The sequence below is a fragment of the Corynebacterium ciconiae DSM 44920 genome (assembly GCF_030440575.1).
Classification (GTDB): Bacteria; Actinomycetota; Actinomycetes; order Mycobacteriales; family Mycobacteriaceae; genus Corynebacterium; species Corynebacterium ciconiae.
In genome coordinates this window covers 413,064-428,401 of the sequence record NZ_CP047189.1, presented here as the reverse complement: position 1 = coordinate 428,401, position 15,338 = coordinate 413,064, and the positions used below count along the sequence as shown (strand labels likewise).

Below are 15,338 nucleotides of genomic sequence, written 5' to 3'. Positions count from 1 at the left end.
GTCGGCGACGGTGGGCTGCGAAGCTGCTGCGCGCGTGGGCCTGCGCGGTCGTGTCTTCACGCGCATCGCCTGGGCCCTTCACGGCTGGCGCTGCTGCCAGTGCTCGTGGACCCAGCGCAGCACCACCCTACTCGCACTCTTCTCCGGCGAGCACAGACCCCTTCATGCACCTAGTGTTATGAGGTATGACTACGCTTAATCGGAGGGTCGATGGGCTCGATATTGCCCGCGCGATCGCGATCGTGGGGATGATGTACGCCCACACGGTCTTCAATGGCCCAGCGGTGTTCAGGGAGCTCACAGATGGCTACCCCTCCACCCTCTTCGCGGTGCTCAGTGGTATCAGCTTGGCCATCGTGTTGGATAGATACAACGCCACGGTGGCCATGATTCGCGGCATTGTGCTTATCGCGGTGAGCATTCCGCTGTCTGCGTTCAGCGGGGATATCGCAGTGGTACTCGGCACCATCGGGGTGGCACAGATTCTGCTCGCCCCCATCGCCCGGTGGCGCACTCGGCGGATCGTTATTCTCGTCACGGTGCTGGTGCTTGCGGGGCCGCTTATAGACGCCGCCCTCACCCGATCCGCCAGCCCCTTCGGCATGGTCGGTTTTGGTGTCTATCCCTTGCCGGCCTGGCTGGCCTACACCCTTATTGGTGTTGTGCTGGCACGCATCTACTGGTCGCGGGGCGTGCTGTGGTGCATCCCCGCTGGTGTCCTAGCTTTGGTGGTTCGGGGCGTGGTCCTGGCACATGTGGGCACACGGCCTGGCCCGGTGGAGATGATGGTTGACCCCTCCTTCGGCGGCTCGCCGCTGTCCTATATTGTGCCCACCCCGCACAGTGGCGCCATAGGCGATGTGGTGTGCACAGGGCTGGTAGCTGCGGGCATCATTGTGGCGCTGCGACGCGCTCACTTCTACCCTCTCCAGGCCATGGGGTCTATGGCCTTCAGCGTCTATGTCGTGCACGTGCTGCTGGCCGCGCCGATGGTCGATGCCGCAGGATTATCTAAGAATGCCTCGGAGGCTACCTCTAGCGCGTGGACATCCTATTTCAGTCCCAGCGAAGAGCGCTCCGAGCCGATGAACATGACGGATGCCCCTTCGCCCACCAGCGATACATCTCGCGGCGCGGCGGATAGTGCTGCTGAGGGCGCCCTGGAACAACACCGGCGCACTGCCATGGAGGTGCTGCAGACACGGCTGAGAGCCGCCAGCACAGCCGAGGAGGTGGAACAAGCGATCTACGATTACTCCACGGACTATCTTCTAGCCGATCCAGAGGAAACGGGGATGCTCGCCACCCCCATGACACCCGAGCAGCAGCAACTCCGCGATCAACTGCTGGAGCTCAGCTCCGCCGATGAGGCCAATACCGTGGTGGATGACTACATTCAGCGCCAGTCCTCGGGCACCGATTCTGAGGATATCTACCAGCCGACGAGCGGCGGGGAAAGCTACAGCTGGACAGACTTCAGCGTCTTTGCCATCCAGGCGATCGCAAGTGTGCTTCTCACTCCGCTGTATCGACTGCGGTGGCGGCGCGGCCCGCTCGAGTATGTGCTGCACCGACTCAGCGTCAGCGGCGGCGCATCAGACAGGGCAGCAAACAACGCACCTGCACACTACCCGCACTGGGTGCTGGCACCAGCGCCTAACAGGCAGGCCCAAGCAGCGGTAGCTAGTGCCACTGCCACGAAATGATCCGCGCCTCCGAGTCGGGGTCTTCCTCCACCGCGGAGGTGCGATCAAGGCTGAGGAGGAGATAGTGCTCGGCCAATTGCTCCATCAGCCCCGCACCCCATTCGGCCACCACCACGGCCTCGTGCAGCTCACTATCCATATCTAGAGAATCCATGGCCGCCACGGGATCCACCGCCCCGGATGCCTCCCCAAGCAGCCGGTAGGCATCCACGTGGATCAGGCTGGGGCCCGTCCCACGGCTGCGGTGTTCCCGCGCGATGGTGAAGGTAGGCGAGGTGACCCGACCTTTTACCTCCATCCCGCGGGCAATGCCCTGGGTGAGGCTAGTTTTGCCCGCGCCCAGCGGGCCGTGGAGGATCACCAGATCGCCGGCCTCTAGGGCACGACCGAGCCGTTCACCGAAGGCATGGGTGTCCTCGAGTTCCTCACAGCGCACCTGCCCAGAGACAGGCCAGTTCTTATCCATCTGCTTTCTCTCCTTGAGCTGTGTTGTTCCGGCCGGCAGGCAGGTGGTGTCGCACGGTGCGCCCCTTCGGTGCGCACACCATCTCATAGGCGATCGTGCCCGCGGCCGCCGCGAGCTCAGCTGCTGTCATCTCTGCGCTTTGCCCATCGCCCATTAATACCGCCTCATCACCGGCGCTGACCCCGTGCGGGTTGCTGCCGAGATCCACCACGATCTGGTCCATGCACACGCGACCAATCTGGCGATAGCGGTGGCCGTGGATACTCACCCACAGATCGGATTCCCCGCGCCTGGTTTGTACCGCCCGCGGCATCCCATCGGCATAGCCCACCGCCACCACCGCGGTCACGCTGTCGCACGGGGCGCGCCAGGTCAGCCCGTAGCTCACCCCTTCCCCAGCTTGGATCTTTTTGACGGTGGTGACCCGCGCAGTCCAGCGCATCGCTGGGATCAGCCCCCACTCGCTGGCGTCTCGCCCGGCGATGGGCGAAATGCCGTAGAGCGCCAAACCTGGGCGGATCGCCTCAAAGTACAGATCAGGGCGGGTGAGCGTGGCCGGAGAATTGGCCACATGCCGCAGTGTGGGGCTGAGCCCGCAGCGCTGGGCGCACTCATAGGCGCGCTGCACGCACTCGGCTTGCTCATCAATACTGCGGTGTCCCGGCTCATCGGCGCAGGCGAGGTGACTGAAGATCCCCTCTACCTGAAGCTTGGGGGACGCGGCGAGCAGGTTAAAGATCTCCTCCCATTCGTCTTCATCCACCCCAGAGCGATTCAACCCCGTATCGACCTTCACATGCACACGCACCTGCTGATCACCTGCGGCGGCGATGAGTGCCCGCACCTGTTCAAGATTGGCCACCCCCAGCACCACATGAGCTGCGATCGCGGCGGCAAGATCTTGTTCGGGATGCCACAGCCAGCACAGCACCGGTTGTTGGGCACCCTCCGTCTGCAGCGAAGCAACAAGCTCTAGCGCTTCCGGCAGGGTGGCCACGCCGAACATATCGGCGCCTTCTTTCGCCATCACCGCGGCGCATTCCGCCATGCCGTGACCATAAGCATCTGCCTTCACCACCGCGATGAGCTGGGCGTTTCCGGCACGCGCCTTGAGCGTGCGAGTGTTGTGCGCGATCGCCTCAAGATCAATGGTGGTGGTGAGCAAGTCCATAGATCACATTGTGCCACTGGCACTGAGGCGTAGGATGAACCGCATGTTTGTTTCCGCTGCCCGCCGCCTCCCGCGACTGTCTGATGCTCGGCGCACCGCGCTTATCGACGTCGCCCTGTTGGTTGGCAGCCTCGCCGTAATCAATTCCCTCGCCCACTTCACCGAGCTGGCCTCCTACCGCTCCACCGTGCCGCTCGGAGTAATCGCCATGGTGCTGGTGGCCATCGCCCGGGGCTACACCCCGCAATCCATGGGTATCTCCCAAGCCAGCTTGCGCCGCGGCCTGCGCTGGGCCGGGATCTCCATCGGCGCAGTCACCTTGGTGGTGGGCGCCGGCTTGGCGCTGCCTTTCACCCGCGAGTTCTTCCTTAATGATTCCTACGCCAATCTGCGCCGCGCGCTTGTCGCCGCGCTCGTGATCATTCCCTTGCAGACGGTGGTGCCCGAGGAACTCGCCTTTCGCGGCATGCTGCACTCGGCACTCGACCGCCTCGGCGGCACCAAGCTCGTCTTCGGCGCAGGTTCACTGTTGTTCGGGCTGTGGCATGTCAGCTCCTCTCTCGGCCTGACTGCCTCCAACGCCGGACTCACCGAGCTGCTCGGCTCAGGCAGCCTTGCCAAATGGATCGGCGTGGGATTGGCGGTCGTGGCCACCGCCGGTGCCGGCGCGGTACTGACCTGGCTGCGCCACCACACCGACAGCGTCATAGCCCCCATCGGGCTGCACTGGGCCCTCAACGCCACCGGCGCTCTCGCGGCGGCTGCGGCGTGGACGTGGCTGTAGGGAGGCGTCGACAAGCACAAAACTCGAGCACCACGCGCTGTGGGCTCGAGTTTTTTTCTGTGTTGAGTCGGCTATTCCACGGTCACGGACTTAGCCAAGTTACGAGGCTTATCGATGTCCTCGTTGCCGCACTCGCGGGCGATGAATGCCGCCAAGAACTGCAGCGGCACCGTGGCCAGCAGCGGCTGCATGATCGTGGAGGTTTCGGGGATACGGATGAGCCAGTTGGCGTAGGGCTCCACTGCATCGTCGCCCTCTTCGGCGATCACGATCGTCTTCGCACCGCGGGCGCGAATCTCCTGAATATTGGACACGATCTTGGAATGCAGCAGCTTCACCCCGCGCGGCGAGGGAACCACCACAACCACCGGCAGCTCGTCCTCGATCAAGGCGATCGGGCCGTGCTTAAGCTCGCCCGCCGGGAATCCCTCGGCGTGAATATAGGCCAGCTCCTTCAGCTTCAACGCGCCCTCGAGGGCCACGGGGAAACCAACGCCGCGCCCCAAGAAGAGCATCGTGCGGATCGCGCCAAGCACCTCGGAGATGCGCTTCGTCTCTGCCTCCACAGCGAGCAGGGTTTCAATCTTCTCCGGAATGGACTCCAAATCACGATAAATATCGGTGATCTCATCCGGGTATTTGGTGCCCTTCGCCTGCGCCAAAGCCAAACCCACGATGTAGTTGGCGGCCACCTGCGCCAAAAACGCCTTGGTGGATGCCACACCGATCTCCGGGCCGGCGTGGGTGTAAAGCACCGCATCGGACTCTCGCGGAATCTGGGCGCCGTTGGTATTGCACACCGCCAGCACCTTCGCTCCCTGGGACTTGGCGTGCCGCACAGCTTCCAAGGTATCGGCGGTCTCACCGGACTGGGACACAGCCACCACCAAGGTGTTCTTGTCCAGCACCGGGTCGCGGTAGCGGAACTCGCTGGCCACCTCAATCTCAACGGGGATGCGAGCCCAGTGCTCTATGGCGTACTTGGCCAAGAGACCCGAGTGATAGGCCGAGCCGCAGGCCACCACGAAAATCTTGTCAATGGCCTTCAGATCAGCTTGGCTGAAGTTCTGCTCGTCCAAGACAATACGGCCGTCTTGGAAGTGGCCGGCCAGGGTGTCACGCACAGCGGCGGGCTGCTCGTGAATCTCCTTCATCATGAAGGAATCGAAGCCGCCCTTCTCGGCTGCGGACAGATCCCAGTCGATGGTGAAGGGCTTGCCCTCGGTGGGGGTGCCATCGAAGTTGAGGATCTCATAGGAATCGCGGGTGATGACCACCACGTTGTCCTGGCCCAGCTCGACTGCGTCCTTGGTGTATTCGATGAAGGCCGCCACATCCGAGCCGAGGAACATCTCATCCTCGCCGATGCCCACGATCAGCGGGGTGGAACGGCGTGCGGCGATGATGGTGTCCGGGTGGTCAGCGTGGGTGAACAGGAGCGTGAACGCGCCCTCGAGGCGGTTGAGCACATGCAGTGCCGAGGCCTGGAAATCACCCTTGGTCTCGCCCTCGTTGTAGGCGGCGGCCAGCATGTGGGCGGCCACCTCCGAATCGGTTTCCGAGAGCAGCTCCACCCCGCTGCGCTCCAGCTCATCGCGCAGCACCGCGAAGTTCTCGATGATGCCGTTGTGCACGATGGCCACCTTGCCGTCAGCGGACAGGTGCGGGTGAGCGTTGGTATCAGTGGGGCGGCCGTGAGTAGCCCAGCGGGTGTGCCCCACGGCGGTGTGGCCGCGGAAGTTCTCCGCGCCTTCCTCGTCGATACGCATTTCGAGGTTGCTAATCTTGCCGGCCTTCTTCACAGCATTGATGCTGCCCGAGCCATCAGCGACGGCGATTCCCGACGAGTCATAGCCGCGGTATTCCATGCGCTTGAGGGCGCCAAGCGCCACGTCCAAGCCTTCACGATGACCGATGTATCCAACGATTCCACACATGCCGTTCATCCTAACCCAACCCACGGACACTTCCCTCGCAGCAGCTCACCGCGTGGCTGAAGCGCCCCTTTTCTTCACTGCCACAGCTAACTGGCATGGCCCGCCCACATGGCCGCAGCACCACGGCCCAACGCGCATAGACTATTCTTAAACAACGTGGCTGAGAACTTGAAGAAACACCTAAGCAAACTGTCCAAGCGCGGCCCCCACCGGGTGCTCGTAGGGGATCTCTCCTACGCCGGCATCCCCGGCAAGGTGTACACCCCCGCCGAAGGTAAAGGACTGCCCGCAGTGGCCTTCGGCCATGACTGGCGCCAAGGCATCAAGCGCTATCACGCCACCCTGCGGCACCTGGCTAGCTGGGGCATTGTGGTGGTGGCTCCGGACACCGAAACCGGATTCGCCCCGGATCACCGCGGCTTCGCCGCCGATTTGGAAACCTGCATGCAGATCGCTGCGGGCGTAAAACTCGGCCAGGGAAACATTACTGTCGCTCCCGGCAAGATCGGGGTGGTGGGCCATGGCATGGGTGCCGGCGCCGCTATTCTCGCCGCCGTGGATCGCGAGCTAGTAAAGGCCGTGGCCGCCATTTATCCTTCTGTCACCGCCCCCTCCTGTGAGGAGGCTGCCCGCCACGTCACCGCCCCCGGGCTGGTGCTTTCCCCGGGCCGCGGCGAATTCTTAGACATGGGCAACCCGCCGAAGGTGGCCTTCAACTGGGGCGGCGATGTGGCCTTCCGCGTCGTGGATAAGGCCAGCCAGGCTGGTTTCCACGAGGCAGCCGCCCGCAAGCTGCTCACCGGTATCGGCGGGCTGGAGTTCGGCGCCCAGGAGGCGGCCCGCGGGCTCGTCACCGGCTTCCTGCTGCACCAGTTGGCTGGGGAGAACAAGTACTCCGCATTCTCTGCTTTCGCCGCCGAGGGCAAGGGTGTGAGCGCATGGACCCGCCAGGAGCTGCGCGAAGAGGTAGCTCGGCACGATCCCTACGTGGACTCCTCCCCCGCTGACTCCGAGCAGGAGTAGCTCTTAGACCTTCTTTAATTGCACGCCCCGCGCGATCGTCTACGGCGAGTTTCTCAGCACTCCCCGTACTGGCCCGCGCGGGGCGTTGCGCGTATGCGCTTGTCGACGCCACCTCCCCTCCCCCATTGCACCGCCATCGCGGTGGCCCGTGGCAGGGTGACGCGGACTAGGCGCCTGCTCTGCGCTCGCCCTCGCCTCGCGGCGGGCCTGGGCGGTGAGCTCGTCGAGAGAACGGGAAAACTCCGCTAGCCGTGCGCTGGTATGACGCTGAAAGTTCTCAAGGTGCCGAGCAAAATCTGGGTGTACGTTATTCACCACGTACCTGCCTTTCGGGGAGAGACGGTGCGCTCATCAGCAGCTCCTTCATTCTGTGGCGGGGCGATATCTGCCGGATCAGCTGGGGGCGAAGGTGGTTCAGGTTCTGGCTGGGCGGCAGGTGCCGGATCTGGGGTAGATTGCTCTGGAGTCTCTGCTGGGCTGGGATCCGGTGCGGCCGCAGCTTCAGGGTTGTGCTCACCACCGAGCATTGCCACCTTTTGTGCCGGCGGCTCCGGCTCCGGCACAGCATCGAGATCCTGCGGCGGGCAAGGCTGGTCGGGTTCTGGCTGCGGCTCCGGCTCTGGTGCCGGCTGCGGCTCCGGTACGGGAGGTTCGCAGGGTTGCTCTGCCACTGGCGGACAGTCGGGCACCGCTGCCGGTGGGCAGTCGACAGGCGCAGAGCCGAGGTGTGCAGAGACATCAGCATTGATCGTGAGCGCCGCGTCGAGGTGCCCACTTAGTGCCGCTTGGGCCTCTGCCATTCCGGTTGCGGCCGCAGTAGCCATGGCGTTGCTCGCCAGCGCCACGGACTCTCCCATTACCCGCCCCAGTTCTGCGACGGGGCACGGCGGCGCGGCCGCTGGATGCGTGACACACTGCTCAGCAGGCGCCGCGGGTGGCATCGCCGGTGCGACTGGCGGTGGCGGCGGACAGGGCTGCGGCTCTGGCTGTGGTGGCGCCGGTGGGGTCGGCTGTGGTGGCGGAGCAGGCGGCGCGGCTTGAGCGGGTTCACATACCGGGCCTGGCTGCGGGACTGGTGCCGGTGCAGGCGGTGGGCAGGGTGCTGGTTCTGGACAGTTTGCTCCCGGAGCCGTCGGTGGCGCACTGGCGGCAGGTTCACAGGGCGGCTCAGGGGTGCACAGTGGCGGCTGCACAAGGCACTGCTGCTCGGCGTGGCTAATGAGATCATCCAAGCATCCGGACACGGCGGTGTCGTGATCGCGAATGATGCCAAGGAGCTGCTGGCCGGCGCTGTCGATGAGACCAGAGCCCATGTGCACCAACTGCTGGGCGAGACCACCGCCACCCACAGTGCCCACCAGATTCAGCGCTTGGCACACCGCCCGTACCGCCTCGTCCAAACTTAAGGTCATGGTGTGGGCGGCGTCGTGGGCGCTGTGGCCCACCGCGTCGATGCTGTCGGCGCAGGCATGTGCCGCGGCGTTCACCGTGGCTGCACCGTCGACGCGGCACTGCCACTGCCCCACGGCTTGGGTGAGTCCACCACTAATCCCCCCATCGGCCACCCCGCTGAGAGCGGGATTGAGCATCTGCCCGACCCAACGGGCGGTATCGTGCGGGGCGGATTCTCCCATCGCGCTGCGCGCGGCGGTGCGTAGCGCGCCGGTGTCTAGGCCCAAGAGATGGTCGGCAGCGGCGTGAAGCTCCGCTGAGCTGATCTGCGGCCCACTATAGAGCGGCCCAGCTGCGTTCTGGAAGGCCTCTACCGTGGAGGCGTAACAGGTCACGGACTCTCTCATCGAGGCTCACCTCCGGCATTGATACGGGAGAGGGCACCGGCTACATCACGGTCACTCTCTGAAAGCGCCCGGAGGTGATCGCTGGCGGTGTGCGTCGATAAGCGAACAGCATCCAACGCCACCGCGGTATCGGTGTGGAGCTGAGTGAATAAACGAGCAAGAGCCTCGCCACGATCACGCAGGCCCGCGCCTGCGGCGCCAGGTGGAAACTGCGGCGCCTGGCGCTGGTGCAGATGCGCGTTGTCGGCGATTCTCTGCAGCAGCTCGGACGTGCGGGCCAGTGCGGTCGGTGGATCGAATGCTAGGTGGGTATGCGACATAGCCTCCCCCAGGTGTGGTCAAAGCAACGGCGGAGTGCCCCTGTAGAAAACAGGAGCGCACCTTCTCACCGAGTTAGACGCACGTCGCAACCCTTGAGGTTCCCACAGCGCTCATAAAAATGTCAGCGCCGCGCAAAAAGGGCGAGACTATACCTCGGCCACCACAGCGGCCAAGCGGCCAGCCACCTTGCGGGCCTGCTCTTCGTGAGCGGCCTCAACCATGACGCGGAAAAGCTCCTCCGTGCCCGAGGCGCGCAGCAGGACACGGCCAGTATCGCCCAGTTCCTGCTCAGCCTTGGTGATGGCCTCCTTCACGCTCGGATGATCCACAATCACCGACTTATCTGAAACCGGCACATTGATGAGCACCTGCGGCAGCACTGTCATCACCGTGGCCAGTTCCTTAAGGCTGGAGCCAGTTTCTGCCATGCGGGCCATCAGCGACAAACCGGTGAGCACCCCATCGCCGGTGGTGCCATGATCAGGAATCACAATGTGGCCGGACTGCTCGCCGCCCAAGCTATAGCCGCTGCGGTTGAGCTCGGCGAGAACATAACGATCGCCCACCTTGGTGGTGACCATGTCGATACCCGCATCCTGCATGGCCAGCTTCAACCCCAGGTTGGACATCACCGTGGCCACGAGGGTGTTCTTACGCAGCTCGTTATTAGCCTTCATGGCCAACGCCAGAATGGCCATGATCTGATCGCCGTCAACGATGTTTCCCTCCGCGTCCACCGCCAAACAACGATCGGCATCACCATCGTGCGCCAAACCAATATCCGCGCCGTGCTCACGGACTGCGCGCTGAACCTCTTCAATATGGGTAGAGCCGCAGCCATCGTTGATGTTGTAGGAATTGGGCTTGTGGTGGATCGGGATCACCTCGGCGCCAGCGGCACCATAAGCCAACGGCGCCACCTCGGCGGCAGCACCATTGGCGCAGTCGACCACCACCTTGATGCCGGTGAGATCCTGCGGCACCGCCTGCGCAAGGTGCATCAAGTAGCGCTCCTGGGCATCCGAGGCTTCCTCGATCACGCGCCCGATACCGTGGCCGGTAGGGCCTTCAGGCCCGATATGATCCATGCGGCGCTCGATCTCGTCCTCGACCTCGTCGGGCAACTTGTGCCCGCCGTCGGAGAAAAACTTGATGCCATTGTCCGGCATCGGGTTGTGCGAGGCGGAGATCATCACGCCCATGTCTGCACCATAATCATCGGTGAGAAACGCTACTGCCGGGGTGGGGATCACGCCCACACGCAGCACATCCACCCCGCGGGAGGCCATGCCCGCAGAGATAGCGGCGGCCAGCATCTCGCCGGAGACGCGCGGGTCGCGGCCCACGATGGCCACAGGGCGGCGCTTGGAGTTGCGGTACTCCTTAGTCAGTACCTCTGCCGCTGCTGCGCCCAGCTGCAGAGCCAGAGGCGCCGTCAGCTTCTTATTGGCTAGTCCGCGTACACCGTCAGTTCCGAAGAGTCGAGTCATTCCTCCATTATGCATGCTGAACCAGCTCGCACCTACGCCTGACATGCAGCAGCGCAGGTAGTCAGACGTATGATGCGTACCGCGTCGAACGCGCCTGAGCGCTGGCACAGGCTGCGATTGCGCCGCAGCGAATGGGTAGTAGCCTTGCAGCCATGTCTGTTGATTCCAGTGCTATCAGTGCCGTCATTATCCGCGACCCTCGCCGCAGGGTACTCACCCTTGCGCCGAGTGACTCGGGCGACTACACCCTGCCACTTCAGCCGCAGCACAGCGGGGAGAGCGCAGAACAGGCCGCACTGCGGGCGCTGAGCGAACAGCTCGGTATCAGCCTAGAGGCCGAGCAGCTGACCCGCTGCGGGGTGTTCACCGCCGAGCCTGAGCACAGCACAGACCCCACCGCGCCGCAGCAGGTATCCACCACGCTTTTCCTGTGCACCGAGCCAGTCGAGGCCGCTGCCGAGCAGGCCGATCGCGAGCGCGATGTGGCGGTGCGTTGGGTGGATCCATACGCACCCGGAGAACACGTGGCACCGCTGCTAAAGCAGACCGTGCTGCCCTATCTCAGCGAGCAGCCGGTGCACTCGGTGGCGGTGTTTACCGGCGCGAGCACCGGCAAGGATGGACGGCATCTGCTCGCCGCCCGCGAGCTTGGCGCCGCGCTTGCGGCGACCGGCACGCGTCTGGTGTATGGCGGTGGCGCGGTGGGGCTCATGGGGGCAGTGGCCTCCGCGGCGCTCGACGCCGGCGGGGCCGTCACCGGAGTGATGCCGAAGAAACTGGTAGACGGTGAGATCGCCCACCCCGGCTTAAGCCAGCTCGATGTGGTGGATTCGATGCACGCCCGCAAGCAGCGCATGAGCGAGCTTGCCGACGCCTTCATTTGCCTTCCCGGCGGCACCGGCACCTTGGATGAGTTCTATGATGTGTGGACCGGCCAGCAGCTGGGCTATCACGCAAAACCCATTGCTTTTCTTGGAAGCGACTACTGGGCGCCGACCATGCAGGCGCTGAAGATCATGGTGGATGAGGGTTTCGTTCGCGCCGAGGATTATGAGGCGTTGATCGTTACCGACAGCCCTGATGACTTACTGCACCAGCTGCGCACATGGAGGGCACCGACGCCTAAGTGGGCATAGCACACGCTGCTGCCGGCTGCTCGTGCACGCCGGCGCAGGGGGTTGTGAATCTGCCAAGAGTATCGCGAACATCGCGACCATTGCCAAGAACTAGGGCCCAAAAAAGGGGCGAAGAAAAGCGGCCAAGAAAAGGGCAATGCCCGTGGCATATAAGCCACGGGCATTGAACCATATAGAGCGTGTGTTTAACGCTTGGAGTACTGAGGAGCACGACGGGCCTTGTGCAGACCTGCCTTCTTGCGCTCTACGGCACGGGCGTCACGGGTGAGAAGGCCAGCCTTCTTCAGCACCTTGCGCTCAGCCGGGTTGTACTCGTTGAGGGCGCGGGCGATAGCCAGACGCATAGCACCGGACTGACCGGTGGGGCCGCCACCGGAAATGCGGGCGCGGATGTCAAACTGGCCCTCGCGCTCCAGCAGAGTCAGCGGGGTCTTGATGTCCTGCTGGTTCAGCTTGGAGGGGAAGTACTCCTCGAAGTCACGGCCGTTGACGGTGATCTTGCCGGTGCCCTGGGTCATGGTGACGCGGGCGACGGCGCGCTTACGGCGACCAACGGTCTGGATCGGCTGGCTGAGGTCGGCCGGACCCTCGGCTGCGGGAGCCTCGGCGGTCTCGGCGGACTCGTCCACGAGGGAGTCACCGATGGTGTTGGTGAACTCTTCGGTTGCGGCCTGCGCTGCAGCGATGTCCTCAGCGGAGGCTACCTGGGATTCGTTCTGATTCTGTTCGGTCACTGGGCCACCTGCTTGATCTCGAAGGTCTCGGGCTTCTGGGCTGCATACGGGTGCTCGGAGCCGGCGAAGACGTGAAGCTTCTTCACCGAGGCGCGGGAGAGACGGTTGTGCGGCATCATGCCCTCAACGGACTCGAACACAACGCGCTCCGGGTGCAGCTCGAGGGAGCGACCCAGGGTCATGGTCTTCAGACCACCCGGGTAGCCGGAGTGACGGTAGCGGAACTCGCGCTCGCGCTTGTTGGAGGAAACAGCAACCTTGTCAGCATTGATGATGATGACGTGGTCGCCACAGTCGACGTTCGGTGCGAACTGGGGCTTGCCCTTGCCGCGCAGGAGGCCTGCGGCGGTCACTGCCAGGCGACCCAGCACCACGTCAGTGGCGTCGATGACATACCACTTGCGGGTGATGTCACCGCTCTTCGGGTGATAAGTAGACAATGCAAAACCTTTCAAAGTCTATTCTGCTAGCTGCCAGCCAAGCGTGTCAGTCAAGCGATAGCGCGGCGGCCGGTGGAGACCCGCGATATCAGTACTCAGCCTCCCCGCCTGGAAACCTCTTCAATAAAAGGGCAGGCGCGATAGGTGTGAGTACACACGAAGAATGCAGTTTAGCTTCTCTCCCTTATGCTGCGCAAACTCTCTCGCACAGCCAGTCACCTACGCTAGCCCGCGGCTGGCTGGACGGCTGGCTGGGCAGCTGGCTGGAGCAGCCGCCTGTGGCTCCAAGAAAAACCCAGCGATGGGATGCGGCTGGAATAGTTCGCCCGCTACTGCCGTTAGTGCTGCCATGAGGAGATGCCCAACGCTTCAGTTGGCGCGGCGTCTTCCCTGAGGGACACAACACGACACGTCATTGTTTAAGGAGAATTGTTTATGTCTCACATCGTGATTATTGGTGGCCACGGGCAGATCGCACTCAAGCTTGCTCCTCTTCTCAAGGAGCGCGGCGACAGCGTGACCTCCTTGATCCGCAATCCGGAGCACGCAGCCGATGTCGAGGCCGCCGGTGCACGCCCAGTGGTGGTGGATGTGGAACATGCCAGCACCGAAGAGCTCACCGCGGCACTTAGCGGCGCCGATGCAGTGGTGTGGTCGGCCGGCGCCGGCGGCAAGGGTGGCGCGCAGCGCACCTATGCCGTGGATCGAGATGCGGCTATCCGCAGCATGGACGCGGCTCACGCCGCAGGGGTGCGGCGGTATGTGATGGTCTCGTTCAATGGCTCCCGCTCGCCGCTGCAGATCCCGAAGGATCATCCGCTCTACGATTACGCAGTGGCCAAGCTAGCGGCCGATACCCACTTGGTGGGAACCGAGTTGGAGTGGACCATCCTAGGCCCCGGCACCCTCAGCGATGAGCCGGCAGCGGATACCGTGCGGGTCACTCCGCTCGGCGAGGGGGTCTCGCCTGATACCTCCCGCGGCACCGTCGCCAAGGTGGCTGCCGCCGTGCTGGATCAGCCGGCCACGATCCGGCGCGTGATCCCCTTTGTTGATGGCTCCACCCCCATCACCGAGGCGGTGGCCGATGTGCCAGAGGAATACTCGGATATCGCCTAACCGCTCGCCTAGCCGCTCGCGCATTGCCTCGAAACTCGCAGCTCCCCAGCGCTTCGCGGCGAGCAGGAGGCACTGCGCACAGGCGCACACCCCGGCGGCACCGGCCCGCAGGTATCTCTACGTGCGAGCACACCGATGGTGCTTCCGGGGTGTGCGTGTATCTGCACTGCTTCGACAGTGCCGGCTCGAGGCTACGCCGCTGGAGAGGCATGGTTGGCGTCCCTAGTGGGTGGACAATGGACTACAGACAACTGATGCTGCGGGGGTGCCACGGGCACACACTCTCCTACCGGCTGCTGCGCCGTAGAACCGGTGGATACGACTCTTCGTGGTACGGGGTTTCACGCCCACGCAGGGCTATGAGCCGGCGTGGGCGTGATCGTTTTTCACAGTGTTAGCTCCAGCTGGCGGCGGCGCGTCGATTGACGTCGCTCATGCGCTCATTGCCCTCGGCGACCGTGCGGGAGATGGTGTTCAAAATGGTGTTGATCTCCAGCGCGGCGGCATCCCAGGCGCGCTGCGCCTCCTGATAGGCGGAGGAGGATTCGCCCTCCCACGCTGCGGTCATCGGCGCAATCTGGGCTTTGAGCTGCTCGAGGTTGGCATTGATCTTGGCGGAAGTGGCGCGAATGTCCTCAGCTGCTTGGCTGATGGCGCCGAATTGATAGCGAATAGTGTCCATTGCTGGCATAGGCCTTTCTAGGTAGTACTGCTTGTAACTTTGCGGGATGGTGCGATGCGGTCGACCGCTAGAGCGCTACAGCGCCAGGCCGCCGCCGACTTGGCGGAACGCGCTTTCGTTATCCGCTTCGGACACATCGAAGGCGCGGGCGTTAGCGCGGATGTTCTCCGAAATGGAGCTCAGCGCCTCCTGCAGCTGCCTAGCCGAGGCGTCCCAGCGACTCATGAGATTGGTGAAGGCCAGCTGCGCACTGCCCTGCCAGCTACCGCCGATGGCATCGACGGTGCCGCGCAGCCTAGCGAGCTCAGCCTGAACGTCGTGGTTAGTCTGATCCACCTTTCCCGCGGTGGCGACCATGGTTTGTGATTCTGTGCGAAAAAGCCCAGACATTTCTGCTCCTTTGAGAGGTCTATGTAAATCCGGTGTGCGTAAACGGCAGCGACTGCTGCCGAATGTGTAGAGAATTGGACAACACAGTGATCGGATGCGATGGTCCCCCGAATGGTCCTCACAATCCCCCTGTGATGGTG

The 15,338-nt window shown here is 63.7% G+C and carries 16 protein-coding genes; 5 read left to right on the top strand and 11 right to left on the bottom strand.

Going from position 1 to position 15,338, the window contains the following annotated elements; genetic code table 11:
• The first annotated feature begins 185 nt into the window (after window positions 1-185).
• Entirely contained in the window at window positions 186-1,706 is a 1,521-nt protein-coding gene (locus CCICO_RS01850; RefSeq protein ID WP_018018759.1) for an acyltransferase family protein, read from the top strand.
• On the opposite strand, the gene tsaE is transcribed toward CCICO_RS01850, so the two are convergent.
• Window positions 1,684-2,172, bottom strand: a complete 489-nt coding sequence (tsaE, locus tag CCICO_RS01845; RefSeq protein WP_018018758.1) for a tRNA (adenosine(37)-N6)-threonylcarbamoyltransferase complex ATPase subunit type 1 TsaE — start codon at window positions 2,170-2,172, stop codon at window positions 1,684-1,686. The two genes, CCICO_RS01850 and tsaE, sit on opposite strands and share 23 nt — an antisense overlap.
• Window positions 2,165-3,343 (bottom strand): alanine racemase, encoded by a 1,179-nt coding sequence (gene alr / locus CCICO_RS01840; RefSeq protein ID WP_018018757.1) that lies wholly within the window; start codon window positions 3,341-3,343, stop codon window positions 2,165-2,167. Before alr ends, tsaE begins: the two co-directional genes overlap by 8 nt.
• 43 nt (window positions 3,344-3,386) lie before the next feature.
• On the opposite strand from alr, the gene CCICO_RS01835 reads away from it, so the two are divergent.
• Complete coding sequence (locus tag CCICO_RS01835) at window positions 3,387-4,127, top strand: CPBP family intramembrane glutamic endopeptidase (RefSeq protein WP_018018756.1); 741 nt, start codon at window positions 3,387-3,389, stop codon at window positions 4,125-4,127.
• Between the two features lie 71 nt (window positions 4,128-4,198).
• On the opposite strand, the gene glmS is transcribed toward CCICO_RS01835, so the two are convergent.
• Entirely contained in the window at window positions 4,199-6,064 is a 1,866-nt protein-coding gene (glmS, locus tag CCICO_RS01830) for a glutamine--fructose-6-phosphate transaminase (isomerizing) (protein WP_018018755.1), read from the bottom strand.
• 156 nt (window positions 6,065-6,220) lie between these two features.
• On the opposite strand from glmS, the gene CCICO_RS01825 reads away from it, so the two are divergent.
• Window positions 6,221-7,087: a dienelactone hydrolase family protein gene (locus CCICO_RS01825; RefSeq protein WP_018018754.1), complete on the top strand. Its 867-nt coding sequence runs from the start codon at window positions 6,221-6,223 to the stop codon at window positions 7,085-7,087.
• A 39-nt stretch (window positions 7,088-7,126) separates the two neighbouring features.
• Here the strand turns inward: CCICO_RS01825 and CCICO_RS01820 are convergent, their stop codons facing one another.
• The 4 genes from CCICO_RS01820 to glmM all read right to left on the bottom strand — a co-directional run bounded on the left by CCICO_RS01820 (window position 7,127) and on the right by glmM (window position 10,697).
• Window positions 7,127-7,405, bottom strand: coding sequence for a hypothetical protein (locus CCICO_RS01820; RefSeq protein ID WP_156809793.1), 279 nt, complete (start codon window positions 7,403-7,405; stop codon window positions 7,127-7,129).
• Complete coding sequence (locus tag CCICO_RS01815) at window positions 7,399-8,886, bottom strand: hypothetical protein (protein WP_156809792.1); 1,488 nt, start codon at window positions 8,884-8,886, stop codon at window positions 7,399-7,401. Before CCICO_RS01815 ends, CCICO_RS01820 begins: the two co-directional genes overlap by 7 nt.
• Window positions 8,883-9,206: a hypothetical protein gene (locus tag CCICO_RS01810; protein WP_018018749.1), complete on the bottom strand. Its 324-nt coding sequence runs from the start codon at window positions 9,204-9,206 to the stop codon at window positions 8,883-8,885. The genes CCICO_RS01815 and CCICO_RS01810 overlap by 4 nt, the downstream gene beginning before the upstream one ends.
• Window positions 9,207-9,353: 147 nt before the next feature.
• Window positions 9,354-10,697 (bottom strand): phosphoglucosamine mutase, encoded by a 1,344-nt coding sequence (gene glmM / locus CCICO_RS01805; RefSeq protein ID WP_018018748.1) that lies wholly within the window; start codon window positions 10,695-10,697, stop codon window positions 9,354-9,356.
• Window positions 10,698-10,849: 152 nt separating this feature from the next.
• Here glmM and CCICO_RS01800 point away from each other — a divergent pair, with 152 nt between their 5' ends.
• The gene (locus CCICO_RS01800) at window positions 10,850-11,833 is read left to right on the top strand and encodes a TIGR00730 family Rossman fold protein (protein ID WP_018018747.1); all 984 of its coding nucleotides are present in this window, start codon (window positions 10,850-10,852) and stop codon (window positions 11,831-11,833) included.
• Window positions 11,834-12,018: 185 nt separating this feature from the next.
• Here the strand turns inward: CCICO_RS01800 and rpsI are convergent, their stop codons facing one another.
• Window positions 12,019-12,567: a 30S ribosomal protein S9 gene (rpsI, locus tag CCICO_RS01795; RefSeq protein WP_018018746.1), complete on the bottom strand. Its 549-nt coding sequence runs from the start codon at window positions 12,565-12,567 to the stop codon at window positions 12,019-12,021.
• The gene (gene rplM, locus CCICO_RS01790; protein WP_018018745.1) at window positions 12,564-13,007 is read right to left on the bottom strand and encodes a 50S ribosomal protein L13; all 444 of its coding nucleotides are present in this window, start codon (window positions 13,005-13,007) and stop codon (window positions 12,564-12,566) included. The genes rpsI and rplM overlap by 4 nt, the downstream gene beginning before the upstream one ends.
• A gap of 435 nt (window positions 13,008-13,442) precedes the next feature.
• On the opposite strand from rplM, the gene CCICO_RS01785 reads away from it, so the two are divergent.
• Entirely contained in the window at window positions 13,443-14,126 is a 684-nt protein-coding gene (locus tag CCICO_RS01785) for an SDR family oxidoreductase (protein ID WP_018018744.1), read from the top strand.
• Between the two features lie 394 nt (window positions 14,127-14,520).
• On the opposite strand, the gene CCICO_RS01780 is transcribed toward CCICO_RS01785, so the two are convergent.
• On the bottom strand, window positions 14,521-14,808 hold the full coding sequence (locus tag CCICO_RS01780; RefSeq protein WP_018018743.1) for a WXG100 family type VII secretion target: 288 nt from the start codon (window positions 14,806-14,808) through the stop codon (window positions 14,521-14,523).
• A gap of 75 nt (window positions 14,809-14,883) precedes the next feature.
• Entirely contained in the window at window positions 14,884-15,198 is a 315-nt protein-coding gene (locus CCICO_RS01775) for a WXG100 family type VII secretion target (protein ID WP_018018742.1), read from the bottom strand.
• Window positions 15,199-15,338 lie beyond the last annotated feature (140 nt).

What these genes read in the sequence shown, in the direction of transcription:
- CCICO_RS01850 (WP_018018759.1), top strand. Translation starts at nt 186, where the DNA reads ATGACTACGCTTAATCGGAGGGTCGATGGGCTCGATATTGCCCGCGCG.
- tsaE (WP_018018758.1), bottom strand. Translation starts at nt 2,172, where the DNA reads ATGGATAAGAACTGGCCTGTCTCTGGGCAGGTGCGCTGTGAGGAACTC.
- alr (WP_018018757.1), bottom strand. Translation starts at nt 3,343, where the DNA reads ATGGACTTGCTCACCACCACCATTGATCTTGAGGCGATCGCGCACAAC.
- CCICO_RS01835 (WP_018018756.1), top strand. Translation starts at nt 3,387, where the DNA reads ATGTTTGTTTCCGCTGCCCGCCGCCTCCCGCGACTGTCTGATGCTCGG.
- glmS (WP_018018755.1), bottom strand. Translation starts at nt 6,064, where the DNA reads ATGTGTGGAATCGTTGGATACATCGGTCATCGTGAAGGCTTGGACGTG.
- CCICO_RS01815 (WP_156809792.1), bottom strand. Translation starts at nt 8,886, where the DNA reads ATGAGAGAGTCCGTGACCTGTTACGCCTCCACGGTAGAGGCCTTCCAG.
- CCICO_RS01810 (WP_018018749.1), bottom strand. Translation starts at nt 9,206, where the DNA reads ATGTCGCATACCCACCTAGCATTCGATCCACCGACCGCACTGGCCCGC.
- glmM (WP_018018748.1), bottom strand. Translation starts at nt 10,697, where the DNA reads ATGACTCGACTCTTCGGAACTGACGGTGTACGCGGACTAGCCAATAAG.
- CCICO_RS01800 (WP_018018747.1), top strand. Translation starts at nt 10,850, where the DNA reads ATGTCTGTTGATTCCAGTGCTATCAGTGCCGTCATTATCCGCGACCCT.
- CCICO_RS01785 (WP_018018744.1), top strand. Translation starts at nt 13,443, where the DNA reads ATGTCTCACATCGTGATTATTGGTGGCCACGGGCAGATCGCACTCAAG.
- CCICO_RS01780 (WP_018018743.1), bottom strand. Translation starts at nt 14,808, where the DNA reads ATGGACACTATTCGCTATCAATTCGGCGCCATCAGCCAAGCAGCTGAG.
- CCICO_RS01775 (WP_018018742.1), bottom strand. Translation starts at nt 15,198, where the DNA reads ATGTCTGGGCTTTTTCGCACAGAATCACAAACCATGGTCGCCACCGCG.